Below are 25,354 nucleotides of genomic sequence, written 5' to 3'. Positions count from 1 at the left end.
GCGATTGGTGAGGCAGCGCGGTCTTGGGGGTTTCCCCCATGAGCGACTGCCGAACCCGTAAGGGTGCAAACCTGTCGTCTAACGGCGAGTCTGTGAATGTAGAATCCCCGCGTCTTTAGACCGGGGAGTGTCAAGGTCTAATTCTTCCATACTTTTGATCACTTCTACCAATTTCTGAATATGTCCTAACTCATGGGTAGCCATTACAGATATTCTAATCCGACTGGTGCTAACTGTGGGGGGACGAATGGCTGGGGCAAAAATTCCTGATTCTCGCAAATGCTTTCCGGCTGTTAATGCGGCTGCTGCACTAGATAATTGAAAACATAATATCGGCGATTCTGTGGGGAATAACTTTAAGTTAGGTAAATTCTCTGTAATTAATTGTTTTAAATAATTGACATTTTGCCAAAGTTGCGATCGCCTTTCCGGTTCTTCTCGCACTATCTTCATAGCGGCTATTGCTGCTGCTGTGTCTGCGGGAGAAAGGGCGGTGGTATAAATCCAACTGGGGGCGCGATTGCGTAAAAAGTCAATCAGGGAGCTACTTCCGGCTACATATCCGCCTAAACTTCCCAAGGCTTTACTTAATGTGCCAATTTGAATTAATTCCCTCCCTGTACACCCAAAATGTTCTACACAGCCAGCGCCAGTTTTTCCCATGACTCCCGTAGCATGAGCTTCATCGAGCAGTAGCATACTCCTAAATTCTTCAGCTAAATCTAGCAGTTGGGGTAATGGACATAAATCACCATCCATGCTAAAGACGCTATCAGTGATGATCAAACAGCGGCGAAAATTTTTCCTGTGTTCCCGTAACTTTTCTTGCAGTACTGCAGTACCACCGTGCGGATATTCCATGACAGTTGCACCGCTGAGAATTGCTCCCTTTTTTAAGCTGGAATGATTATATTCATCAGATAAAATTAAGTCTCTTTTGCCGACTATGGCCGCAATTGTCCCTAAATTAGCTAAATAACCAGAACTAAATACTAATGCGTCTTGGGTTTGTTTAGTAGATGCTATTGCCTGTTCTAATTCTTTATGTATTTCTCGATGCCCACTGAGTAATCTAGAACCTGTACTACCAGTGCCGAATTGTTGAATAGCAGTAATGGCGGCTATTTGTAAGCGTTCATCTCCTGCTAATCCTAAGTAATCATTACTGGCAAAATTAATAACCTCTTGCCCAGATAAGACCACAGTTGCACCGGGTCGGCTGTGAATAGTTTGCACGCAACGATACCAGTCAGCCCGATGAATAGTGGCGAGAGATTCATTTATCCAAGCATAGGGATTATTATTGATCATGAATTAGGAACACTCTACTTCACTACTGCTAAGATAAGCGATCGCTTGTCTAATCCAATCTTCCACATAGGCATTTTTGGGTAAACCAATATTTTCGCTAACTGTGTGCAAAGCGTGACTGACTTCATGGGCAGTATATCCCAAAGCAAAGAGAGTCATTTGCACTTCTTCTAAAATTCCTGGTGCGGGTCCCCCTGTAGCCACAAAGAAGCCCGCTGATTTGCGCCATTCGATGAGTTTACTCTTTAGTTCTAAACAAATGCGTTCAGCGGTTTTCTTGCCCACTCCAGGGGCTTGAATTAGCATTTGGATGTTAGCAGCGACAATGGCTTGGACTAACTCTGGTAATTCCATTGTATCCAAGAGAGCGATCGCTAATGCCGCACCAATCCCGCTAACACTGAGCAAATGGCGAAATAAATCCCGTTCGGAAGGAGAAGAAAAACCATAAAGCATGGGGATTTCCTCTCGAATCTGGTAATGGGTAAAGATTTGGATCACATCCCCAGTAGATGTTAACTGGTTGGACAAACGTTGGGGAATTTGTAAATCGTAACCTGTGCCATTGACTTCTAAGGTCAAGATGACGCGATTAGGAGTAATGGCTTGGACACCAGCAACGATACCTTTAAGATAGCTAATCATTCTAGGAAACCAAAATATTTTAAACCTTCCATAATCCCAGCAGCACAACGGTTTTGGGCGAGGTAACGGTAGTCCGCAGGATGCTGATGATACCATTGGAGTAACTCTGGACGAGCATTCCCGACAATGATTCCCCGTTCCTGACCGACAGCGAATAAAGCTATATCATTACCTGAATCACCACAAACAACAGTCTGCTCGGCTGCAAATTTCCACTTCTGTCGTAAAAACTGCATTGCTTGACCTTTATCGCTGGTATGGGGTAAAATGTCAAGGTCAATTTCACTACTATAGATTAACTTTACATTTAGTTGAGTTTTTTGCAACTCGGTTTCAAGTTGTGGTATAGTCAGGCGAATTTGGTTTGAAAACGACTATATATAAGGAGTATACTGTGACTCAATTTCTTTTCATTACCGATCTTGATCACACTCTCGTGGGTGATGATCAAGCAATGGAAGGACTGAATCGCAAATTAGAACTATATCGTCAGCAACACAATACAAAAATTGTTTACTCTACTGGGCGATCGCTATATCTGTATCAGCAACTAGAACAACAACAAAATCACAAACAAATAGCACTTTTACAGCCAAATATACTCATTTGCGCCGTAGGTACAGAAATTTACTCTTATAATCATCAAGATCAATTGATTATTAATAATCAGTGGTCAGAGAATCTATCTGAAGATTGGGATAGAGAATTAGTTGTAAAAATAGCTGCCAATTTTACTCAATTAAAACCACAGCCGGAAAGTGAGCAAAGACCTTTTAAAGTTAGCTATTTTCTCCAAGAAAAAACTGCTCTACAAATAGTATCAGACTTAGAAAAAGCCTTACTCCAACAAAGTTTAGATATTCAAGTTATTTATAGTGATAACAAAGACCTAGACATCCTACCACGTAAAGCCAACAAAGGTATGTCCATGACCTTTGTCCGCGAATATTTAGAAATAGAACCAGCCAAAACAGTTGCGTGTGGGGACTCTGGTAATGATATTGCCCTCTTTGCCAATAGAAAAGAAAAAGGTATTATTGTTGCAAATGCCAAACAAGAATTACTAGATTGGCACAAAGCAAACCCAAGCAAAAATCGTTACTTAGCAAAAGCTGAGTTTGCTGCTGGAATTGAAGAAGGTTTACGGCATTTTGAATTTTTGGAAGAATAAAACTTAATAGTTCCGTTTTTTTTGATTCAACCAGCTTATTTGTTAATCTCTTGAAGCTCCTAATTCTTCTAAAACAGATATTTGGGCAGGATCTAAATTTTTAACTCCAGAAATATTCATACCCTGGTATGGTTTACCAAGTTCTATGGTGTGAAGACTAATATTAATTTTACTAATCTCCTTATTCTTATCTACCTCTACATCCCAAAACCTAATAGTCTGGTCTTGTCCACAACTAATTAACCTCTTGCAATCAGGAGTAAATACTATAGATTCTACAGCGCGTTTATGTCCTTTAAGTATCTTGATTTTTTTGAATACATATTCATTTTTTTCATTTTTTTCTATTTTCCATAGTATAATAATGCGATCATGCCCGGCACTAGCAATAATTAGTTCTGTGGGGTGACACGCAACAGAAAGTATTCTTTGACCTTCATTCACAGAACATAGTTTCTCCACAGAGGTATTATTGTGATTAATCCCCCATAATATCAGTTGTCTATCAAAACCACTGCTAACCAAAAAGGGTTTAATTTCCTGGGTTTCTGGAGGATTTTCCTGTTCTTTTGGAAAAACTAAACCTTCAGTGTTTTTAATAAAAGCAATACTATGAACTTGATCTTGATGCCCCTCCAGTTGTTTTTCCAAAACCGAAGAGTTTGACTGCTGGTCATTGCTTGGTTCACTATCTACAATGTCTATCAAACGAATAGTCTTATCCCGACTGCTACTAGCTAAGAAATGACCATCTGGACTAAAAGCTAGGGATAACACTCGGTCGGTGTGATTCGTAAATTTGGATAATACTTTTATATTATTCAGATTTCTTAGATCCCATAGAATAACTATATTATCATTCCCTGTACTAGCTAAAATATTTTCCGTAGGATGAAAAGCAACACATCTAACGCGTTTAGTATGTTTTATGTTAAGTAAGTGGTTTGTTTGTGATGTATTTTCTGCTTCAGGATTTATAAGATTCCAGTTGTTATCTTTAAACTGCCAAAGACCAATAGTCTTATCTTCACTAGCACTAGCTAAAAGTGTTCCATCATGGTTGAAGGCTACTGACCAAACCCAATCCTTATGTTTGGAAAGGGTGTAACTAGGAATATGTGTGCGATCATTGTAATTCCAAATATGAATGTTATTATCTTCACATCCACAAGCAAAAATTGATTGATTTTCATTCTTACTAAATGCCACTGACCAGAGGCGATTAGCGTATCCTCTCAAATTATCTTGACATTTCCATTTTTTTTTGTCTTGATCCCAATCCCAGAGTTTGACAGTGCGTCCATCACCACCGCTTATAAAAAATAGGGGTTTATCAGTGTTAGGACTAAATGCAATGCTTCTGATCAAATGTGTATGACCATTTTGGTCTTGGTTTTCTGAAAGAGAATTATCCAATGTGCTAATCAGTTTCCATTTGTCTCCAGTTAAATCAAACAGTAGAATTTTATGCTCACTATTATCAGGTTGATTCTTACAAATACATCCAATTGCAAGAATACTCCCATCGCAACTAAATGCTAGTGTACGTATTTCACTAATATATTTTGTATATTCATAGTCTTTTTCAGATCCGTTTTCAATATAGACTAGCTGGAATTGTAAGTCTTGTTTATTGTTAGTATCGAAAATTTTCAATTTTCCATCTTCAGATCCAGTGGCTATAATTTGTTTTGTTGCATTAAACGCAATACAACGTATTAATTTTTCATGCCTCTTACGTTCTTGGTAGAATATTTGAGGGTTACGTGTACTTAAATCCCAACCAATAAAATCTCCCTCTTGGCTACAACTATAAAGAGTTCTGTCATCAATAAAAGTCATACAATACACATTACTGATGGGCAAACGTATTGTATCTTTCTCTTTAATTTTGTAGAAAGTTATTGCATTTCCATCTCCTCCAAATGCCAGAATATTGCTTTCAGGATCAAGGCTAAAGGCTACTGATAATACACGTCCTGTTTCACGCCATGAGTTGGTTTCCTTAAAATTGAGTTTGCCTGAAGCAAGGTTTTCAATCTCGAACAACTTAACGCTACCATCTTCTGCTGCTAATGCAAATTGTTGAGAATTTGTCCCTGAACTAAAAGCCACTGACCAAATCTGATTTCCTGCTCCCTTTTCAAAAAAACACAGAGCCAAGTTTTCTGTATTATGTACTCGAATTAATCCATGAGCATCGCCTGTAGCAAAATAATTACCATCAGCATTAAAAGCAATGGAGTGAATACATCCTAAAGGTTGAGTAAAAATACAGTTCTTCAGGTCAGAGTCATTAAAATCCACTCCTGTTAAGATAGCGTCTCGGAAGTCAACACCCCAAATATCTATTTCTGATAGATCCCAGTATTGAAAATCTTTTTCCGAGTATAATTGCAACAATAAGTTGAGAATATTTCCTGCTGTATAGTTGTTTTTCAGAAATTTATGTTTTTCCATAGTGTCTTATTAATTTAACAATAGTTGTTGGATTATATTAACAATTTCGTTTTTATTTTTTCCTTTTTTTTCTAGCTTATTTTTAATTTGATTCATAATGTATTTATTTATCAGTAATTCTTGAGAATTTCTATATGCAGTAAAAATAGGAATTTTACCCAATCGAGGCAATATTTTATTTTTGTTTTTATCATTATTTTCTGCAATAGCATCAACTAAATCATCAACTAAATCATCAATAATTTTTTCAATAGCATCAAACCATATTGTAGCGTCTGCGTAGGGATTATCCTTTCTATCATAAATATCTTGAATTACTAAGTCTACTAACTTTTCTTTATTCGGTATTTTTCCTGGCTTTATCTTTATCTGTTCTGCTGAATAATCTTCTGGTTTCTGGCCTTTTATGCCCCATTGTAATAAATCTAAAACACGTTTATTGACAATTTTATTGACTATCTCACCGTCATAAATATTTATATAATTGAATTCTTTCAAAAAAAGCATATCCGGGGGTAAGTCGGACACTCCTGGCAATAACACAGGAATTACTGGTATATTCTGTTTTAAACACATTGACAAAATTACTTTTAATTCCAGTCCTTGCCACATTCCTAATCCACTTTTTCCAATAAATATAGCGGCTGATTTACTTAATGGAATTCCTTTTTGTATTGCATCTTGAAATAAACTTCCTGGACGAATTTCTTCTCCATCTAACCACGAGGTTATACCACGCTCTTCAAGTGCTTCATAAATAACTTTAACTACAGGCTTATCTATACTATTGTGAGCTAAAAAAACATCAAATTCAGCCATTGTTCACTTCCTTTTGTTTTTCCTTGACTCCAGCAATTTCCGCTAATGCGTTGGCATATTTTTCCAAGTCTTTCCTCAGTAATTCTAACTCAGCCCGCAATTTTGTTTCTTCAGACCAATTGCGCTCATGTTCTTTCGCACTCAGATGAGGAGGACGCTGTGCTTCCCATGTTTGTAAGAGAGGATGCCACTTAGCAAGGAAAGGACGCAAACCGTTATTTAAGACTGCGATCGCAATTCCTCCCACCGAATCAAGTGATGCTCCCACATCTGGACCTGCTTGCTTTAAAACTTGTCTTGTTACAGGAAACAAGTTGTATAAAGATGTTAAAGCTTCCCGTAAGAGTCCTTGGTCAGTTTCCAAAGACTGTACTGCAATGCGGGTAACAAGTTCAACATAGATTGACCATGCGGCTTTGCGCTCTGTTGGATCAGATTGCCATTCAACAGAACCAATACCAAAAGGAAGGCTGAATGATACGGTTTTGATTTTGGCAGGGTCAGACTTAGACATATAAGTAAAATTACGCACAATAATAACTATATTTCAGTATAACCAAATTTTGTAGGATTTTGGCTAAATATATCATATTACTTAAAAATCAAACTTGAGATAGTTGACAGGTAGGACGAGAGTATCAAGTTGGAGTTCGCGGTAAAGCACAGGCGATCGCCCTGTAGAGTAGACTATCTTTGTCCCATGTTGTTGACGATGTTGTTGCAAGCGATCGCTCAACAATAATAATGCCTGATCATCCCCTACGAAAGTATGATCTAAATCGGTTACGAATAAGAACTTAGTCACAGTCAACTCCTTTTGTGAGGTTAATTCACAAAAAGTGTATGCTGTTTTGGCACTTAGCGCAGAATTGACGAATTTAGTGGTTAATTAACCTTTGATTTTTCGCGCAAAAACAGTATTTAGATGCTTGACAATTGATTTGAAATTTGCTATGATAAATTTGATAAGGAAGAACTATCTTAAAATAAATACCAGAATAGTCAAGCTGACAACCCAGCGGGGAATGATGACACGACAACTGCACGACCAACTGGCTAAAGAATACCTAGAAGAATTATTAAAACCTTTAGGTAAGGTAGAAACCAGTAAAGATGTCAAAAGCGAAGTTCAGGAAATAGATGTTTGGTTTGTTCCGACGACAACAGCGATAAATTCTGAATTAGGATTATTAGGAAAAATGGCAGTTAAAAGCTGTCTTTTTGAACCTTACCGCAATGCACCTAACGAGGTAGAAATTAGAAGTTGTTTGGTAAAATTGTATAGCGTTCAGGGTGAATTATTACGACAAGCAAAAAGAGAAAAACGTTCTATCTCTGAAGAAGAATTACCTTTTCTATGGATTTTAACACCCACTTGTTCTGAAAGAATCTTGGAAGGGTTTGGAGCAAAAACAAAGGAGGGATGGGAAAAAGGAGTTTATTTTCTGCCAAAATACCAGAAAGCAGCTATTGTGGCTATTAACCAGTTACCCATGACAGAGGATACACTATGGTTAAGGGTATTAGGAAAAGGTAGAACTCAAAATGAAGCTATCAGCGAAGTAGTTGAACTATCAAAAGAGAACGATAAATGGAAGTATCTAGTAAGAATTTTCGCATCTTGGCGGAAAAATTTAGAATTGAATAGTAATGTCAATGATGAAGAGGTAAGGGAGTTAATTATGAGTTTATCACCTGCGTATCTTAAACAGTGTGAAGAATGGAAACAAGAGGGAATAGAAGCAGGAAGACAGGAAGGAAGACAGGAAGGAAGACAGGAAGGAAGACAGGAAGGAAGACAGGAAGGACAAAAAGACGGACAACGTTTGATGGTCGAGAGTTTGTTAGCGGTGCGTTTTGGTAATTTAGATGAGGAGTTATCTGCTATTATCAGTCAGTTGATGGAACTTTCTCCCACAGAAAGAACTCAGTTATTAGTTAATCTTTCCCGTGAGGAACTATTAGCTAGGTTTAAGGTTGATTAGACATATCCTAAACAAGGAGGCGTTTTAGTCAACGTCTCTTTTAATCTTTATCATCAGCATCTTGTTGTAAAATACGATTATTCAATCGCTCATATTCATCTTCTAGTAGCCACATTTTATCAGCTTCATAATTGTCACTAGCAAAGATGATTTTATAGTTTTGTGCAGGGTTATGGATACAGAATTTTCCTGATTGTTCTTTGACTAACATCACAATATAAGGAGGAGATATAAGAGTATCTACCCAGATTTCTGCAAACTCCCATTCAGTTTTTTGTTTTGATGTTTGATTAATTTCAGTAGGTTCTACGTAGTTTGGTGTAAAGTATAACATTTCTTCAATATTTTAATACTTCAGCTTTGTAATTTAATACTTTAGATTTATATATTAATACATTCACTTTGTAATTTAATATTTTAAGATTGTAGTTTGATCTATTAGATTTGTAAAGCAGTGCATTAAAATTGTAACTAAATACTTTGACTTTGCAAGTTGATACTTTAAGAAAGTACCTTAACTATTTGCCATTTGTTGCACATCATTAATAATTTCCCTTACTGTCTCAGCATCAGGTGATTTGATACGCTGGAATATCTTTAAAGATTGCTCTAAATAGTCTAATGCAGTAACAAAATCTCTTTGTTTATATGCTAACAACTGCCCTAACGAAGTTAAAGTAATTGCTTGACCTTTAATATCATCCATTTCTTGAGATAAATTAAGTGAATTATTAAGTAAATTACTGGCTAAATCAAATTTTTTAATTTTAATATAAGTAATTGCCATATTATAAAATGTTGCTGCTTTAAGTTCAACACTGCCAATTTGTTCAACTATAGCCAAAGATGTTTTAAAAATACTTACAACTGCTTCTAAGTTTCCTTCATTTTCTTTAATAGATGCTATTTGACATAAAGTTGATATTTTTCCTTTAAGATTACCAAGACTTTCGTTAAGGTAGAAAGATTTTTCATAGTTAGCAAGAGCTTCTTGTATTCTTCCTATTTGTGATTCTATGTATGCAATCTGATGTAATGTTGCTGCTTGACCTTGAAGATCATTAATACTTTCACTTTCTTGAATCTCTAGACATTCTTGATATTTATTAAGTGCATTTTCTACCTTACCTTGTAATAAATATATTCCTGCTATCTCGTGTAATGCGGAAGCTTTACCTTTAAGATGACCGATTTTTTCGCTATTCATAAGACACTCTTGGTACATTTCAAGAGCTATATCTAATTCTCCATTTTTAGATTTGATATATGCCAAGCAGTGTTTAATTCCGCAGAGTTCAATTATTTCACTATCTGGACAAATTTTTAAAGCTTCTTGATAATACTCTACAGCTTTTTCAAGCTTACCTAGCTCAATTTCAACACGAGCTAAATTACTAAGCATACGATAATCTCTTATATTATTAAGTGTCTCTTGGGAAATTTTATGAGTGTCCTGAAAGCGACTCTGAGAAATCCACTTTCTAGAAAGATAATTTGCAACATTGACGGCAATTCTTTCATTCTTACCCAACAACGCTAAACGATGAATTTCTAACCTTTCTTCCTCTGTTGAAGTTTCTCCTTGTTCCCACCACAGACGATACAAAACCTCAGCCCCTTTTTGATGCAAGGTTTCTACATTCGTGGATAACGTCAATGGCAAAATTCTCGGTACACGCAACGACTCATCAGGACTAACTTCCAACAATCCCAACGCCACCGCCCGATTGATATAATCTGCCAAATTGGGGATATTTTCACAAACTGCGGTTAATGCTTCCCTGGGGACTGATAACTCAAACACCAAACCCTGTGACAACATTTCCCCCATCGTTTCATCCATTTGTTGCAGCAAAGCCTCAGCTAAAACCTGTTCTCGCAACTCCACCGCATCAACTTCTAAACGATTGAGAATTGCAACTTGGTCAACTGTGGAATTTTGCAAAATCTTATCCAACCATTCCAACAACCGGGGATTACCATCAGCCAACCTCCGCGCTTGCGATTTCAACGCCTCATCTACCTCAGATTTTGCCCCAAAAGCCACAAGACGACTACACTTTTTTCTTAAATCTGCCCCCCTCATTCCCCCCAAGGGCTGTTTATAAAAATACCGCAACTGGCTAAATTCAAAGTCATAACGACAGGTGAGAATTAACCGATGATTGGTGTATGTTTCCCGAATCGCCCAAACCAAAGCTGTTAAAACCTCTACGGCTGTTGGTTGCAAACGACCTAACCCCCCTAACCCCCCTTCCCTGCGAGGGAATGGGGGAACTAGACTCCCCTCTCCTTGCAGGAGAGGGGTTGGGGGAGAGGTCAATTCTAAATTCTCCTCAAAATCATCCAACACCAACAAAAACGGCTTTTCCCCAGCGTCCGACAACTGCTGAAATACCCGCTTGAATCTAAATCTCAATTCCTCATCAGGATTTTGTAGCTGTTTGCGTTGTTCGTTATCATCTAACTCATCCGCCAACTTATTGACTAAACTCGGTTCATCAATTCTCCCTACCAACACAACACGCTGAAAATTCGGGAGTCGGTCACAAAGTCTAGCTGCTAAACTACTTTTACCTAAACCACCCATGCCATAAATTAATACCCCTATTTCTTCCGTTGATTGTGTTAGCGTCCTTAAACAACTTTGCAACTGACGACGACGACCAACAAAACTCTCACGGGTGGGGACTTTCACCTTACCCGCAGGATCTAAAAATTCCGTACTCACAGAAAGAGGTGGCGCTGGTTTCCTCCCCAGAGTCCGCAATGGTGTCACCAATTCTCCTGGTAAACTATCGGCTGCATATAATCGCAATAAATGCCAATCCCGCGCTTTGTTTTTGATTAATGTTTGATAGGTTCTGGCAACTGCTTCGGTGATTTGCTTTCCTGCTGCTAATTCTTGATATAATGTGGCTGCTGCTTCCGTTGCATCAGATTCTAAAACTTTTTGTCCCCATCCCAAAACGGCTTTTGCACCTGCTTTGAGTAATTCTTCCGCCATTGAAGGGACTGAACCATAATTATCACCATCACCACCAGCTTGTCCGGTGCGACAACCAGAAAGGAAAATCAATTTGGGTAATCGGAATTGTAGTGCTGTAGCGATATCTTCTGCACTGGCATAATAAGCTGCGCCGGTTTCGGTTTCGGTAATAAATTCCGGTTGTCCGTTGGTAATTGTGGCATGACCGGTAATATGGAAAATATCAAAATAATCTTTACCGTAATCTGCGACTAAATAACCCAATTCTGATAAACAACCGCTTTCTTCCACTGTTAAAGCTAAAGGTTGTCTTCCTGTGGCTTCCAAAATTCGCGCTTCTTCGGCTTCAAAATCTAATACAGGTTCTACTCCTTGGGGAGAAGTAGCCATAAATAAGACTTGTAAAGCGCGGTTTTCTGGGTTTTTCTCCACAGACAATGTTTTCACGGAGTCCGAGGATACCCACCGGACAGGAACAATTGACTGTTGAACGAGAAAGGTTTTACCATTGTGCAGAACTTCCCAAGGTAAATGATTGAGAGACTTTCCAGAATTTAGAGACGTTGTATTATTTTGTAGAGACGTTCCATGGAACGTCTCTACATTCTCGACAGAGGTACGAATGGCTAAAATGATTCCTTGACCCTGATGTTGATGTTGATTGATGAGGTTTTGTAACCATCTGTCAGTCCCATCTAACCACCTATACAGATTCTTTCCTGTGACTGCGTAATCTTCCGCAAAGGAGGAAACGTAATAATCTGTTTCTGCTAACTCGATTAAATTAGTAATTTCGCTCAGATCGAGTTTGCGTTCTTTGTATTGGTTGTAATTATCAGTAAAGTAGCGTAACTCTACATAATTACCGTCAACGGCTTTTAGGTCAAGGTGAAGAATCTGCACGTTATGATTCTAAAATTTGGCGAATTTGTTCAATTGTAGCATTTTCTAACAACAATCGTCTACCGTTGCGTCCGACAATGAGGACTTTAGCAATCTTTTTACCTGACTGTTTTTGTTTATACTCTTGATACCATTTGCGGATTTGTTCAGCAATAGCGATCGCACCACCCACCAAACCAACTATAGTGGCAACAGTGGTAATTACTGCCTCTTTTTTCACATCTTCTGAATTTACGGTATAGTTACCAGTTATACCTTCAATTGCCAAAAGTTCCTCTGCGGCTGTAATGGCATCTTCACCTTCAATAGAAAATTTAATTTCTGTCATAAATTTACCTAAAATAGCTAATTTCCACGTTTATAAACCATTATTTTCAAATATCATAGAGTAAGGATGATGACTTTGCAAGCGATCAATTCCAATTAAATCCTGACATATAACTATCAATAATTGTGCAATACCAAATTAAAATGAAGTTGTATAGAATCAGATTTCCAGAATAATTGACCGCAGATAAACGCAGATAAACGCAGATCAAGACGGATGAATTAATTGGTTTCATAATTCTGTGCAGGATCTAATGTGAAGAATCATTTCTAGAACTGTTAACTTGATCTTTAATAGAGATAATTTAATCATTTTGATTCTATGGATTCCCCAAGATTAATATGTTTGTAAGTACCAAAATAAATCTTTCCCATTTACCTGCTTTCACTATGTCGAAGATATATAAAAATATTGCCCCTGTGATCTTCGGTTTGATATTATCAGGATTAATACCCGGTGTTGCCGGTGCAGAGACAGTGATGGAAAAAGTAGCCCGAACAGGAGTATTAACTGCTGGTACAAGCAAAGATGCTTTACCATTTGCCTACTCCGACAGTCAAGGAAAATTGACTGGTTATTCTGTGGATATGCTAACTTTAATCCAACAGCAATTAGAGAAAGAATTAGGCAAAAAAATTACACTTAAATTAGTTGCAGTTACCCCAGCAGCAAGGATTCCCAAAATTATTAACCGACAAGTTGATATTGTCTGTGATGCCAGTAGTTTTACTTGGGAACGAGATAAAAAAGTTGATTTTTCTATTAGTTATGGTGTCACAGGGACGCAAATTTTAATTAAAAAGGAAACCAATTTAGGTTCACCGGAATCCCTGATTAATAAGCGTGTGGGTGTGTTAGCTGGAACTACCAATGAACAAGCAATCAAGCAAATACAACCCCAATCCAAACTTGTATATTTTAAGACTAGATCGGAAGCATTTGCAGCTTTGGAACAGGGTAAAATTGACGCTTTTGCATCCGATAGCATTCTTTTAGAAGGATGGTTACAAACAGCAAAAAATCCAGATAGTTTTGCCATAGTCCCCCCTCGTCCCTATTCACGAGAAGGAATTGCTTGTATGGTTCCTGAGAATAACTCGAAATTCCTCAATTCAGTGAATTATTCCCTCGTCAAATTTATGCAAGGATTTGTGAACAATAACCCCAAATATGTGGCGATTTTTGACCGTTGGTTTGGTTCTCAAGGTGCTGTATATCTCAATCAAGATTTACGTGATTTAGCCGTAGAAACCATGCAATTAATGATCGAGTTTCATGAACCGATTCCTCAGAAAGATTTGTAAGCCGTAGTTATTAATTAGCAAATAGTCTCACAAGTTAATTTTTTTTAATTTGGTTAATCAGGTAAAGTTTCAACATATCCAAAATGATGTTTGTTTCTGATACCTGAATTAACTAATTTTGGCAATTACCACAATTACGGTAATAATGAATGGTATGTTTGGCTGTATTTAAAAAGTATTTATTACTTATTTGGTTTTGACAATTTTACAAAACTCAACTAAGATAACGCATTCAGGAAGATTTGCATATTTTCGCATATTTTGGTTGTCTTCCGTTTATTTACTTCTGGTCATCTTGCAAAGTTTCAATTAACAAATCTACCTGCTGCTGTTGCTGCTGTAGAAAACTATCACATTCTTGTAAATACTTAACCGCAGTGGCAAATTCTGCAAATATATCCGCTAATTGTAATTCACCTCCTTCAATGCGAGTGATAATAGTTTCAATTTCTGCTATCTTAGCTTCATAACTTTCCCCGTTTGCGGACATGGACTTAACTGAATTATTCCGTTTAACCATAAAATTTTCCCCCTAAATAAATTATGAATTCAAACAATAATACAACAATTAGCAGCATATATGAAGTCTGTATTGGTGTCACAGATGCTATTTCTGCAATTCAATATTGGCAACAATTTGGTTATCGGATTGGAGAAATAGGAGAATTAACCGCAACTACAGCTTATCAACTATATCGGGTAAATTCACCTTTACAGACTATTCGACTTTATCATCAAAATGCAGATCATGGATTAATTCGGTTAATGATTTGGCAAAATCCTACATCTACAGGGTTAGGTGTGAGTTCCATGAAAACAAAAGGTAATCGTTGGGCTACTAGCTTAACTGCGGATATATTAGGGATTTTAAATCATGCGGAAGCAGCAAAATCAATTGGTGAAAACATTCTTTACACTCAAACTCACTGGGAAGTAATTTATAACAAAGATCAAAAAATTCGTCCTTTCGTAGAACCGTTGGTGGGGGTACGAGAAATGCTATTACTTCAACCATTTAGTCGGCAAGTTTTATTTCAACGTTTTGGTTATGATGTGACTAATTATGGACAGATTAATGATCATTCACCTTTAAAAACTAGTCAGTTTACTCATGTAGGTATAGTTGTCCAAGATGATAGTAAAGAAATTCTCAAATTCTATGAACAAGCTTTAGGTTTATTGCGTGTACGTGATGATATAGAAACAACTTATGAATCGTCCAGGAGGAATTTATCAAGCCGCAGAATTATTTAAAATCTCTGTACCTACAGCAGAATTAGAAAATGCAGAACTAAATTCAGTTACGCAATTAAGCCTGTCTTGGGATAGAATTAGACCTCTCCGAAAATGAATGTAGAGACAGCAAATTGCAGATTAATGGGGTACAGAATCTAAATTGAAACCTATACACAAAGACAGTTTTACTCCTGACTCCTGACTCCTGACTCCTGACTCCTGCTGTAATTACAACTTGTGCATATTGTGACTCAGAGGATCAAAATTTCTTGGAAATTTGGTGCTTTCATCATAATATGCACGATGTAAATTCGCTCCATATAACTTAGTATAATGCAGCCTAGCACCCCGAAGATTTGCTTCAGTGAGATTGACACCAGATAAATTTGCTTTAGTCAAATTTGCCTTTGCTAAATTCGTTCCACTCAAATCTGCACCCCAGAGTTTAGCTTTAGCTAAGTTAGCTTCACTTAAATCTGCTCCCCATAAATTAATTCCGGGTAAATAGGCATTAATTAATTTAGCCCTGATTAATTTAGCAGAAACAAAATATCTTTCTCCTGCAAGATAACGCCGTTTTAGTTCCTCAGTTTCCATATCTAACCTACTTGAGCAACAAAACCTCTATCTCCAGAATAGTTCCTAAGTTGTTTATTGGCATTTTATCACCACAAAAATTTTTGCCCATATAAACATAAATAGTATTATTAAACACTGATAAATTAATACTATTTATGGGAATATAACTATTTTACACATAAAAAACGCCTGAGTTTTGTAACTCAAGCGTTTCCCCGTATAACTTTCTACCAATTCATTATTTTTGTAACATTTGAAACCCGCAACTTAAATAACAAAAAGTATAAGTAGTGCTAGGAAAATTGTAACAAATATAAGCTGAAGTGGTATCACTCCTTGCATTCACTAAGGATATCTCTTTTAAAATTAAATTGCTAGTGTAGAGAGTGACACTTTCTGAACTGACACTAGTTAAAAATGAATCATAGTAAATAGTAGTTAATCAAACACGGCTAAATAGTAAATAGCGCAGTATTCCTGTATAAAGATGTCAGATTTGCCATAATTATATTTGGAGAAGAGTAAAAATTTCTTGACAATTACATAAGCTAATAAGCTGTTAAATAACATCCAAATTATAGAATTACACTAGGTTCTCAGGTGGAACATGAATTTAGATTTAAGTTACTCAACGTGATGATGAAAACCGAGAATTATTGATGACAGTTTTAGTATTTGACCTTAAATTAAGAAAAATTACATAACCACCCCATACAACGTTACATTAATAGATACACAATTACTGGAATTTAACTATGCCACTAAAACGGTTTATTATCGAAATGGGAATGGGTGTAGACCAGCATGGACAAGAACCGACGGTAGCAGCAGCAAGAGCAATTAGGAATGCGATCGCTCACAATGCGTTGCTTGGTATTATGGAAGTAGCGGGCTTAAAAGATCCCAATGAAATGATTATAGAAGTCAAAATTGCCGTTCCTTACCCCGAACAAGTACGGGAAACAGAAGTATTAGCTGTTCTTCCCTTTGGTCAAAAAACCCTCATCTTAGAAGCAGGGGGAATGGTAGTTAATGGTTTAGCAATTGCTTCTCTCAACGATAAAAATGATGAAATGTTGATAGCTGTAGCCGCAGTTACAGTTTTTGTAGAAATTGCATAATTAACTTGAAAATATTGATTTCTTGGGGATTTTATGAGCTAAAATAGAAATACTGGGATCATCTCTGGCAGTAATTTTTCTAAATTAAACATCTACATAACTCCAGCGAAAATGTCTCAAGATCCTCAAAAATCACCTCAAATCCAAGAAGTAATTGGATTAAAAGCACAACACTTTGCTGACTTAATTAGAGCCGCACAATTAGTTTTTGATCCGACTGCGGGCGTTATCGGCAGAAATGTCAAAATTGATTGGGAGGATTTTGGTATTCCTCGGAATATAGAGGATAATCTCAGAATTCTTGGTGAAGAGTTTCAATATGCTTCTCCCCATATTCCCGTTGATGTGATCTGGAGTAAATTAACTACAGAAACTCGGATTTGGTTTCTAGAAAATAAAGATCAATTGTGGCAATTTGAAGAAATTTTACCTGCACTTGACGAAGATTAGTTATTGCCAAAAATATTTTTTTAGAGTAGGATATATACATTTTGTATCCTACTTATTTACTAGAAAATAAAGTTGATGAAAATTATAAATTTCCAGTTTTTATTAGTTTCAGCTTCTTTGATATTACCGATGATAACTCCGGCTTTCCATAAGTCTAGTATGGCTTTGGCAGCAAGTACAACAAATTATGATCAACCAATTATTAATCAGCAACTAGTTGTTAATAAGAGTGAATTTGGCGTAAAGATAGTCAACGCAGAAGGGAAAGTCAATTTTTTTCCAACAACTACAGTTCCCTTAAAAGAAGGTGATGCTTATGGTTGGAGAATTACAATTGATAATTATCAAGGTAAAGTCAAATGGCGCGAAGTTTTAACTTTACCACAAGCTCCCGAAACTTGGACAACAGAAAATAATAAAAATTTCTCCATATCGAAAGATGGAAAAACAGCAACTTCCACGCGCACAGTAACACCTGTGAATGGTGTAATTGAAAATTTTTGGACTATTGCTGCTGGAGATCCTTTGGGTAAACATCAAATAGAAGTCTATATTGATGAACGTTTAATTGGTACTTTTGCCTTTGAAATAGTTCCATTCTAAACAGAAAATACTACCCGAAAACCACACATTCTTAAACCACCGTCTGCTTCATTCCAACTTCTACTAGCGCTGCGACAAAGTTCTGCACCAAAATTCCATGCACCACCCCTTAAAACCCGACGATGTTTATCACCTCCATCTTCCCAGACATTACCATTTGTAGGTGCGCCATGATAGTTATTATGCCAAGAATCTGCACACCATTCCCAGACTAATCCGTGCATATCATATAAACCAAAAGCATTAGCAACTTCAAAATAACCAACATTAGTTGTTTCTTTCCGAAATCTACTTTTTGGTTCTACAGAATAAGTATCGCTACCGCTACAGTTAATTAAATCAGAAGTAATAGTTTCTCCAAAATGGAAAGATGTGGTAGTTCCTGCGCGACAAGCATACTCCCATTCGGCTTCACTAGGTAAACGATATTCTCTCCCAGTTTTAATTGCCAATCTGGCACAAAATTCCACAGATTCATACCAAGAAACATTTTCGACAGGCAAATTTGCACCTTTAAACTTTGAGGGGTTAGGGGGCAATTCTTGTTGAACTGGAGGTAAAGCTGCTATGGTTCTCCACTGTAATTGGGTAATAGGATATTTTCCCATGAAAAACGCTGGAACTATGACTTGATGTTGAGGACGTTCATCATCATCACCTTCACAACTTAGAGAACCCATGATAAAAGTTCCATGGGGAATTGATACCATTTCTAAAGTTGTATTTCTGCCTAATTCTTCTTTAAAATATTTAGTATTTCGTCTATCACGGTTAACTTCTCTCCCCGAAGTATCTACGGTAATTACATAAAAATCAAAGTTAGACAAGGAAGGTAAGGGAACAGTAATTTTTGGGGAAGGTGGAAGGATTAATGGTGGTTTAGGAAAGGAAGAAAATTTAATGACTACGGGAGATTTAGGAAAGTTCAAATCATCCAAAACATCCATTGCTGATTGATATCTATCATGTGCAAAATGTTGGAGTAACTTATCTAGGATTTGCTTTAATTCATTACTAATAGTAATTCCTTTGATTCGTAAACGTTCTGCCCATAACCATTTAGCATTCATGGCATCATAAAGATGATCTTGAAGTTGTCCATAATCATTTTGTAATGGTAAATCTTGAGTTAATAAGCGTACACAAGTGACACCCAAGGCATATAAATCACTTGCTTGACAAGCAAACCCAGCCATTTGTTCAGTTGGGGCATAACCAAGGGTATAAATAGCTGTTGCTTGTCTAGCTATACTGGTTTGAGTAACTTGTTTCGCACCTCCAAAATCAATTAATACGGGTTTTCTATCACTATCTCGACGCACAATGTTTTCTGGTTTGATATCGCGGTGAATTACATTATGTTTGTGAACAAAATCTATAACTGGTAATAAGTCAGCCAAAAGTTGCCGAACTTGGGTTTCATCATAAGCTTGATTTTGCAGTTCTTCGAGAAGAGTTTTCCCAATAATAAATTCCTGTACTAAATACAAACTAGAACCTTGTTCAAAGTAAGCTAAAAGTCGGGGAATTTGGGCATGGTTTTCTCCCAAATCGTAGAGTCTAAAAGCTTCTTCTCTGAAAAATTCCGCTGCTTTGGCACGTTGTCCAGTTCCCTGAACTTGGGGGAAAAATTGCTTAATTACACAGGGTGCATTCAGTCTATCTACATCTTCAGCAGCGTAGGTTCTGCTAAATCCACCTTCACCTAATAACCTCAAAACCCGGTAACGGTTTCGCAGCATTTCCCCAAAATTACTTTCTTGACAACTCAGACAAGATTTAGAGGTTTTCGGGTTGAAGGGGTTGGAACAATTGGGATTTTGACAAATTTGCATAGAAGTTGGGAACATAGCATCCTGTAAAAGTAATCCCCAATTTTATTGATTTGTCAAAATGATTTTGATTGTTGTTAGAAAAAAATAGTCAAAATATAAATTAGTTTATGGGAGAAGGTGAAAAAATCTAAGTTTTGATTTACTTATAAATAATACTTTCAGCTAGAAAAATCTGTGCTGTTTGTTGCACAGATTCTAATTTTTTTCCCAGTCCATTTCCTGCTTTGTTGGGTTTTATACTTCAACCCAACCTACAAATCTACAAATCAAAGTTTTTTCCAATTTGGACTAGGTATAAAAGCAAAACTTTCTAGAAATTTGGTATAGAGTGTCTATTTAATTAAGACCCATGTGGGGACTACTAGCAGGAGTATTTAAGGGTAGAAAACATCAAGGTAAAATACATAAATTCTCTTTTATACTATTGAATAATTTGATCATTACCATTGTAGTAGATTTGACAAGATTTTATGATTCTGGTATATTTATGCAGGTTTTAGAAATGTACTTTAACTTTTTCTATGTCACATTCTCCTACACCAGATAAAGATCCTGATCAAATCCAGAATGCTGATTCTGATAAAAAACAGAATATGAATTCCCAAGTTCATAGCACTTTACTTGCTCTGACTGATTTAATTGAGCAATTATCTAAATTAATAGAGATATTAAAGAATAATCCCATATTAATTAATATTATAGTGGCACTAGGAACGGGATCAATTTCATGGACATTTTATTCGAGTGATTTTCAAAACCAGACGTATCAAGAAACAAAAATTAATTTGCATGATGTGTGTAAACATGAGACAACTAAAGAAGCATTCAGGGAGAGATATCCAGACAAGAACCTAGAAGATTATCACTTAGCTATCCCTTCCCACAAGTTAAGCACAGAAAAGCCACAGGTTTATCCAGTATTTCGATGGGTATGTCAGTTCAAAAAAGCAGGAACGATTTCTGTTCCTTCACAGGATATTCTTGAAACAGGCCTTGATTTGGATAAATATTGTCGACAAAGATATAGGGCTGAATCACTTTACAAAGCAACTCATCGAAATTACAAAGATCCTAATTCTTTGTATTGTGTTAACCCTAATTGAGAATACACAGTTATTAGCACTGCTAAACCGCTCCGTATTCAGGATATCTGAGATTGTGGGATAGGATTTCAAGATTGGGAAAATACCTACCCCACAAGGATTTAAATTTCGCAGCTTAACTCACCGGCTTTTTTAGTAAACCGACGGTTTTCTCGATAATCTACCCGACAATCTATCACCGCTGGTACATCTTGTGCCAAAGCTTCTTTAAGTAGGGGAACAAAGTCTGCTACAGATTCCACTCGATAACCTTTCAGTCCCATACTTTCGGCAAATTTGACAAAATCAGGATTACCAAAATGGACAAAAGATGAGTTACCAGCCCCAAATTGGTTTTCTTGTTTCCACTCAATTAAACCATAGCCACCGTCATTAAAAATCAGGGTAACAAATGGTGTTCCGACGCGCAAAGCAGTTTCCAATTCTTGACAATTCATCATAAAACCACCGTCACCAGTGGCAGCGACAACTTTACGATCTGGATAAACTAATTTTGCGGCTAATGCACCAGGAATCGCAATACCCATGGCAGCAAAACCATTGGAAATAATGCAAGTATTGGGACTATGACAATGATAATGTCTAGCAATCCACATTTTATGGGCGCCAACATCAGAAATTACAATATCATCTGGTCCCATAACTTGCCGCAAGTCATAAATTAGTTTCTGCGGTTTAATGGGAAATTCATCATCGTTGGCATATTCTTCGTAATCAGCGCGAATGTTAGAACGTAAGCTAATAGAATAGGGATTGGGTTTATTGTGTCTGTCTGCTAATTTTAATATTTCATTAAGAGAATCAGAAATATCGCCAACTATTTCTACTTGGGGAATATAACTACTATCAATTTCCGAAGAAGTGGCCGCAATATGGATAATAGGAATTGTCCCTTCTGGATTCCATTTTTTGGGGGAAAATTCAATTAAATCATAACCAATTGCTATGACTAAATCTGTACTATCAAAGCCGCAGGTAATGAAATCTCGTTGTTGTAATCCCACAGACCAAAGTGCTAAAGGATGGGTATAGGGAATGACTCCTTTACCCATAAAAGTATTCACAACAGGAATATTCATTTGGGTGGCAAATTGCGTAACTGCATCACTAGCATGGGCGCGAATTGCTCCATTTCCGACTAAAATGATGGGATTAACGGCTTGGGAAATTGCCCCAGCAGCGGCGCGAATACTGGCAAAGGAAGCATAAGTTTTTTCGCTATTATCCTTATTTAAAGGTTTGCCTTCGACAGGCATGGCGGCAATATTTTCTGGTAAATCAATGTGAACAGCACCAGGTTTTTCAGTTTGCGATCGCTTGAAGGCTTTTCTCACAACTTCCGGTGTAATACTCGGCCTGACAATCTGTTTATTCCACTTAGTAACTGGGGCAAACATTGCCACCAAATCTAAATATTGATGGGATTCAATGTGCATTCTATCTGTTCCCACCTGCCCCGTAATTGCCACCAATGGCGCACCATCTAAGTTAGCATCTGCCACCCCAGTCATTAAATTAGTTGCCCCAGGACCAAGGGTAGAAAGACAGACTCCGGCTTTTCCTGTTAACCTACCATAAACATCAGCCATGAAGGCTGCACCCTGTTCATGACGGGTAGTAATAAATTGAATTGATGATGTTTTTAAAGCTTCCAAAACGTGCAAATTCTCTTCACCAGGAAGTCCAAAAACATATTGAACTCCTTCATTTTCTAAACACTGTACTAATAATTCTGCGGTATTCATATCATTTCCTCAAAATAAAAAAATATCAAAATCATCAAATCAAGGCATAAATAAAAACCAATTATCTGCCTTTATCTGCGTCCATCTGCGTTCATCTGCGTTTCAAAAAAACAATCATTTCACCCAAACTGTCTTGATATTCACAAATTCATGAATACCTTGAATACTCAATTCTCTACCATAACCAGAACGCTTAATTCCCCCAAAGGGTAAACGAGGATCAGACTTAACCATGCTGTTAATAAATACTGCCCCGGCTTCAATTTCTTGAATGAGGCGATTTTGTTCTTCTGTATTTGTTGTCCATGCACTTGCACCCAAACCAAAGGGACTATCATTAGCTAATGTAATTGCTGCTTCGATATCAGGAACTCGGAATAATAATGCCACTGGGCCAAAAAATTCCTCTTGGGCAATTGGTGTATCTACAGGAATATCTATGATAATTGTGGGCGGATAAAAGTTCCCCGACATTTCTGTTAACGGGTGTCCACCTGTGAGGACTTTACCACCACTTTTGACCGCATTTTTAACTTGTTGGTCTAATTCTTTGAGAATATCAGGAGTTGCCAATGGTCCCAAATCTGTATCTGCTGCCATTGGATTACCAATTTTCAGGGCTTGAAATTTTTCTAACAGCAATTTTTCAAATTGATCAGCCACAGATTCAGCAATAATAAAACGTTTCGCAGCAATACAAGATTGTCCATTATTTAACATTCTTGCTGTTACTGCGGTGCTAACTGCTGTTTCTAAATCGGCACTTTCTAAAACAATAAATGGGTCACTGCCCCCCAATTCTAAAACAGTTTTTTTGATTTGTTTCCCAGATGCAACGGCGAGGGATATACCGGCTGGTTCACTACCTGTCAAGGTTGCGGCTTTGATGCGATCATCAGCCATGAGATTGGCAACTTGAGAAGCACCAATTAATAATGTTTGAAATACACCTGGGGGAAAACCTGCACGGCGGATAATATCTTCGATCGCCAGGGCGCACTGTGGCACATTGGAAGCGTGTTTGAGTAGCCCCACATTGCCTGCCATGAGTGCTGGTGCAGCAAACCGGAAAACTTGCCAAAATGGAAAATTCCAAGGCATGACGGCGAGAATTACCCCTAAAGGTTGATATTTTACAAAACTATGACTGGCATCGGTTTTGATGGTGACATCAGCTAGAAAACTAGGGGCATTTTCGGCATAATAACGACAAACCAGGGCGCATTTTTCAACTTCTGCGATCGCCGCTTTTAATGGTTTACCCATTTCCAGGGTCATCAATTTCCCTAAATCTGCCTTTTCTTGGTCTAAAATAGTTGCTGCTTGTTCTAACCAGTGCGATCGCTCTACAAAACTCGTCTGACGATATCCTTCAAAAGCCTTTCCTGCCAAATCTAACTTAGCAACAATTTCTGTATCATTTAGTGGCTCAAAAGTTTTGAGCGTTTCCCCAGTGGTGGGATTAATGGTAGCTATAGCCATTACCTGACCTCCCATTAAAAAATAGTTTGAGGTAGCTTTCCAGTGTTACACACATTCATCACAGAAGCTAACACGAAAATTGCCTTCGAGAGAAAATAATCAACAATAGTTTTGCGGGGATAATTATTTATCTTTCCTCACTACAAACTTTGAATTATTCAAGCCGTTCTACTTAGTTTTGACTTTTACTACCAGATAAATACAAATTAGCGGTTACATTTGCGGTAATTCTAAAGATATATTTCCAAAAAATCCTTTCCGAAAATCAGTGATCATTTGTCTGGCTGCGCGTTCTACATCTCCTTTATAGCGATGCTCTGCTAAAACTTGTAAATATTCTTCTCCTGTATAAATGATGGAATCGAGATCATACCGTGTAAGTAATGGATGTGGTGGTAATGAATTAGAATGCGTTTCTTGAAGTTCATTCAGTATATCTACGAAGGCTGCGGCTATCAGTTGATTATCATAAGCTGCTTCACCGATATCATCACAAATAGCTAATTTGATGGCTGCGGCTTGGCTGTCAAGTCTGGCAGGAATAACACCAGGAGCATCTAGTAATTGTAGCTGATCAGAAATTCTTACCCACCGCAGTTGCCGGGTAACACCTGGACGGGCTGCGCTTTCTACAACTCGCTTACCAATTAAACGGTTAATTAAAGCTGATTTACCGACATTGGGAAAGCCAATCACGACAGCCCGAACAGGACGGGGTAACATTCCCCTATCTGTGCGGCGTTGGTTAAGTTCTATACCCGCTGCTTGGGCAGCTTTGGTAATGGCGGTGATACCTTGACCATGTTGAGCGTTGGTAAAATATGGAACTTCGCCTCTATTTTTAAACCACTCTATCCAGCGCGATCGCACTTGTGGCAGAATCATATCTACCCGGTTCAGTACCAATATCCGTGTTTTCGTCCCTACCCATTCATTCATTTGTGGGTGATTTGTGGTTATGGGAATGCGAGCATCTCTGACTTCTAAAACCACATCAACCCGTTTTAACTGTTCTTTGAGATTTTTTTCAGCTTTGGCAATGTGGCCTGGATACCATTGGATCAGATTTAATTTGTAGTTTTGTGTTATTGACATTTATTGTTTGTTAGTTGTTAGTAGGGGCGAAGCATTTGGAAAATAAATTATCGGTCATTGCCAAAAATAGTTCTCCAAATGCTTCGCCCGTACAGTTGCTGTCTCTTATACACATCTAGATGTGTATAAGAGACAGGATATATTGTGCGCCATAAATGTCTGAATCCTTTACTGCTTTGTGAAAATTAAT

The 25,354-nt window shown here is 37.4% G+C and carries 21 protein-coding genes and 4 pseudogenes; 9 read left to right on the top strand and 16 right to left on the bottom strand.

From position 1 onward, the window contains the following. Positions 1 to 78 precede the first annotated feature (78 nt). From bioF to FJR06_RS02655, 3 genes and pseudogenes are all read right to left on the bottom strand, one after another. A complete protein-coding gene (bioF, locus tag FJR06_RS02665; protein WP_371723293.1) occupies positions 79 to 1,308 on the bottom strand; it encodes an 8-amino-7-oxononanoate synthase in 1,230 nt (409 codons plus the stop codon). 6 nt (positions 1,309 to 1,314) lie between these two features. Continuing rightward, entirely contained in the window at positions 1,315 to 1,956 is a 642-nt protein-coding gene (gene ruvA / locus FJR06_RS02660) for a Holliday junction branch migration protein RuvA (RefSeq protein WP_015080791.1), read from the bottom strand. Continuing rightward, positions 1,953 to 2,303 (bottom strand): annotated as a pseudogene (locus tag FJR06_RS02655) (HAD-IIB family hydrolase); the annotation flags it as partial. The gene ruvA and the pseudogene FJR06_RS02655, both read right to left, overlap by 4 nt. A 47-nt stretch (positions 2,304 to 2,350) precedes the next feature. On the opposite strand from FJR06_RS02655, the gene FJR06_RS02650 reads away from it, so the two are divergent. Further along, the gene (locus FJR06_RS02650) at positions 2,351 to 3,127 is read left to right on the top strand and encodes a sucrose-phosphate phosphatase (protein ID WP_015080793.1); all 777 of its coding nucleotides are present in this window, start codon (positions 2,351 to 2,353) and stop codon (positions 3,125 to 3,127) included. Positions 3,128 to 3,169: 42 nt separating this feature from the next. On the opposite strand, the gene FJR06_RS02645 is transcribed toward FJR06_RS02650, so the two are convergent. The 4 genes and pseudogenes from FJR06_RS02645 to FJR06_RS02630 form a co-directional block, all read right to left on the bottom strand. Next, on the bottom strand, positions 3,170 to 5,587 hold the full coding sequence (locus FJR06_RS02645; RefSeq protein WP_168650650.1) for a WD40 repeat domain-containing protein: 2,418 nt from the start codon (positions 5,585 to 5,587) through the stop codon (positions 3,170 to 3,172). A 9-nt stretch (positions 5,588 to 5,596) separates the two neighbouring features. Next, positions 5,597 to 6,406 (bottom strand): toll/interleukin-1 receptor domain-containing protein, encoded by an 810-nt coding sequence (locus tag FJR06_RS02640; RefSeq protein ID WP_015080795.1) that lies wholly within the window; start codon positions 6,404 to 6,406, stop codon positions 5,597 to 5,599. After that, complete coding sequence (locus FJR06_RS02635; protein WP_168650648.1) at positions 6,399 to 6,920, bottom strand: hypothetical protein; 522 nt, start codon at positions 6,918 to 6,920, stop codon at positions 6,399 to 6,401. Before FJR06_RS02635 ends, FJR06_RS02640 begins: the two co-directional genes overlap by 8 nt. 111 nt (positions 6,921 to 7,031) lie before the next feature. Beyond that, positions 7,032 to 7,211 (bottom strand): annotated as a pseudogene (locus FJR06_RS02630) (HAD family hydrolase); the annotation flags it as partial. A gap of 223 nt (positions 7,212 to 7,434) precedes the next feature. Here FJR06_RS02630 and FJR06_RS02625 point away from each other — a divergent pair. After that, positions 7,435 to 8,391 carry a hypothetical protein gene (locus FJR06_RS02625; RefSeq protein ID WP_015080797.1) on the top strand — a complete coding sequence of 319 codons (957 nt, stop codon included), beginning with the start codon at positions 7,435 to 7,437 and terminating at the stop codon, positions 8,389 to 8,391. 40 nt (positions 8,392 to 8,431) lie between these two features. Here the strand turns inward: FJR06_RS02625 and FJR06_RS02620 are convergent, their stop codons facing one another. From FJR06_RS02620 to FJR06_RS02610, 3 genes are all read right to left on the bottom strand, one after another. Further along, entirely contained in the window at positions 8,432 to 8,725 is a 294-nt protein-coding gene (locus FJR06_RS02620) for a hypothetical protein (RefSeq protein WP_168650647.1), read from the bottom strand. A gap of 180 nt (positions 8,726 to 8,905) precedes the next feature. Next, entirely contained in the window at positions 8,906 to 12,283 is a 3,378-nt protein-coding gene (locus FJR06_RS02615; RefSeq protein WP_168650646.1) for a tetratricopeptide repeat protein, read from the bottom strand. 1 nt (position 12,284) lies between these two features. Next, positions 12,285 to 12,611: a hypothetical protein gene (locus FJR06_RS02610; protein WP_015080800.1), complete on the bottom strand. Its 327-nt coding sequence runs from the start codon at positions 12,609 to 12,611 to the stop codon at positions 12,285 to 12,287. 389 nt (positions 12,612 to 13,000) lie between these two features. Between FJR06_RS02610 and FJR06_RS02605 the strand changes: the two genes are divergently transcribed. Beyond that, a complete protein-coding gene (locus FJR06_RS02605) occupies positions 13,001 to 13,915 on the top strand; it encodes an amino acid ABC transporter substrate-binding protein (protein WP_254433064.1) in 915 nt (304 codons plus the stop codon). A gap of 280 nt (positions 13,916 to 14,195) precedes the next feature. Here FJR06_RS02605 and xseB read toward each other — a convergent pair whose 3' ends face one another. After that, on the bottom strand, positions 14,196 to 14,435 hold the full coding sequence (xseB, locus tag FJR06_RS02600) for an exodeoxyribonuclease VII small subunit (protein WP_015080802.1): 240 nt from the start codon (positions 14,433 to 14,435) through the stop codon (positions 14,196 to 14,198). Positions 14,436 to 14,458: 23 nt separating this feature from the next. Between xseB and FJR06_RS02595 the strand changes: the two are divergent. Then, positions 14,459 to 15,136: pseudogene (locus FJR06_RS02595) on the top strand (VOC family protein); the annotation flags it as partial. Continuing rightward, a pseudogene (locus FJR06_RS02590) lies at positions 15,135 to 15,248 on the top strand (DUF1838 family protein); the annotation flags it as partial. The pseudogenes FJR06_RS02595 and FJR06_RS02590, both read left to right, overlap by 2 nt. Positions 15,249 to 15,379: 131 nt before the next feature. Here the strand turns inward: FJR06_RS02590 and FJR06_RS02585 are convergent. Beyond that, positions 15,380 to 15,748, bottom strand: coding sequence for a pentapeptide repeat-containing protein (locus tag FJR06_RS02585; RefSeq protein WP_015080803.1), 369 nt, complete (start codon positions 15,746 to 15,748; stop codon positions 15,380 to 15,382). Positions 15,749 to 16,485: 737 nt separating this feature from the next. Here FJR06_RS02585 and FJR06_RS02580 point away from each other — a divergent pair. From FJR06_RS02580 to FJR06_RS02570, 3 genes are all read left to right on the top strand, one after another. After that, positions 16,486 to 16,851 carry a Lin0512 family protein gene (locus tag FJR06_RS02580; protein ID WP_168650645.1) on the top strand — a complete coding sequence of 122 codons (366 nt, stop codon included), beginning with the start codon at positions 16,486 to 16,488 and terminating at the stop codon, positions 16,849 to 16,851. 111 nt (positions 16,852 to 16,962) lie between these two features. After that, positions 16,963 to 17,301, top strand: a complete 339-nt coding sequence (locus tag FJR06_RS02575; protein ID WP_168650644.1) for a hypothetical protein — start codon at positions 16,963 to 16,965, stop codon at positions 17,299 to 17,301. A gap of 75 nt (positions 17,302 to 17,376) precedes the next feature. Continuing rightward, positions 17,377 to 17,904, top strand: coding sequence for a hypothetical protein (locus tag FJR06_RS02570; RefSeq protein ID WP_015080806.1), 528 nt, complete (start codon positions 17,377 to 17,379; stop codon positions 17,902 to 17,904). Here the strand turns inward: FJR06_RS02570 and FJR06_RS02565 are convergent. Further along, positions 17,901 to 19,739 carry a bifunctional serine/threonine-protein kinase/formylglycine-generating enzyme family protein gene (locus tag FJR06_RS02565; RefSeq protein ID WP_168650654.1) on the bottom strand — a complete coding sequence of 613 codons (1,839 nt, stop codon included), beginning with the start codon at positions 19,737 to 19,739 and terminating at the stop codon, positions 17,901 to 17,903. The genes FJR06_RS02570 and FJR06_RS02565 overlap by 4 nt on opposite strands. 521 nt (positions 19,740 to 20,260) lie before the next feature. Here FJR06_RS02565 and FJR06_RS02560 point away from each other — a divergent pair. After that, a complete protein-coding gene (locus FJR06_RS02560) occupies positions 20,261 to 20,842 on the top strand; it encodes a hypothetical protein (protein WP_168650643.1) in 582 nt (193 codons plus the stop codon). 101 nt (positions 20,843 to 20,943) lie between these two features. Here FJR06_RS02560 and FJR06_RS02555 read toward each other — a convergent pair whose 3' ends face one another. The 3 genes from FJR06_RS02555 to ylqF all read right to left on the bottom strand — a co-directional run bounded on the left by FJR06_RS02555 (position 20,944) and on the right by ylqF (position 25,164). After that, entirely contained in the window at positions 20,944 to 22,587 is a 1,644-nt protein-coding gene (locus FJR06_RS02555; protein ID WP_148760599.1) for an acetolactate synthase large subunit, read from the bottom strand. Positions 22,588 to 22,701: 114 nt separating this feature from the next. Continuing rightward, positions 22,702 to 24,069 (bottom strand): NAD-dependent succinate-semialdehyde dehydrogenase, encoded by a 1,368-nt coding sequence (locus tag FJR06_RS02550; RefSeq protein ID WP_168650642.1) that lies wholly within the window; start codon positions 24,067 to 24,069, stop codon positions 22,702 to 22,704. Positions 24,070 to 24,282: 213 nt separating this feature from the next. After that, a complete protein-coding gene (ylqF, locus tag FJR06_RS02545; protein WP_168650640.1) occupies positions 24,283 to 25,164 on the bottom strand; it encodes a ribosome biogenesis GTPase YlqF in 882 nt (293 codons plus the stop codon). Positions 25,165 to 25,354: the final 190 nt, after the last annotated feature.

The sequence above is a fragment of the Dolichospermum sp. UHCC 0352 genome (assembly GCF_009711925.1).
GTDB lineage: Bacteria > Cyanobacteriota > Cyanobacteriia > Cyanobacteriales > Nostocaceae > Dolichospermum > Dolichospermum lemmermannii.
This window is presented reverse-complemented; position numbering and strand designations above follow the sequence as displayed.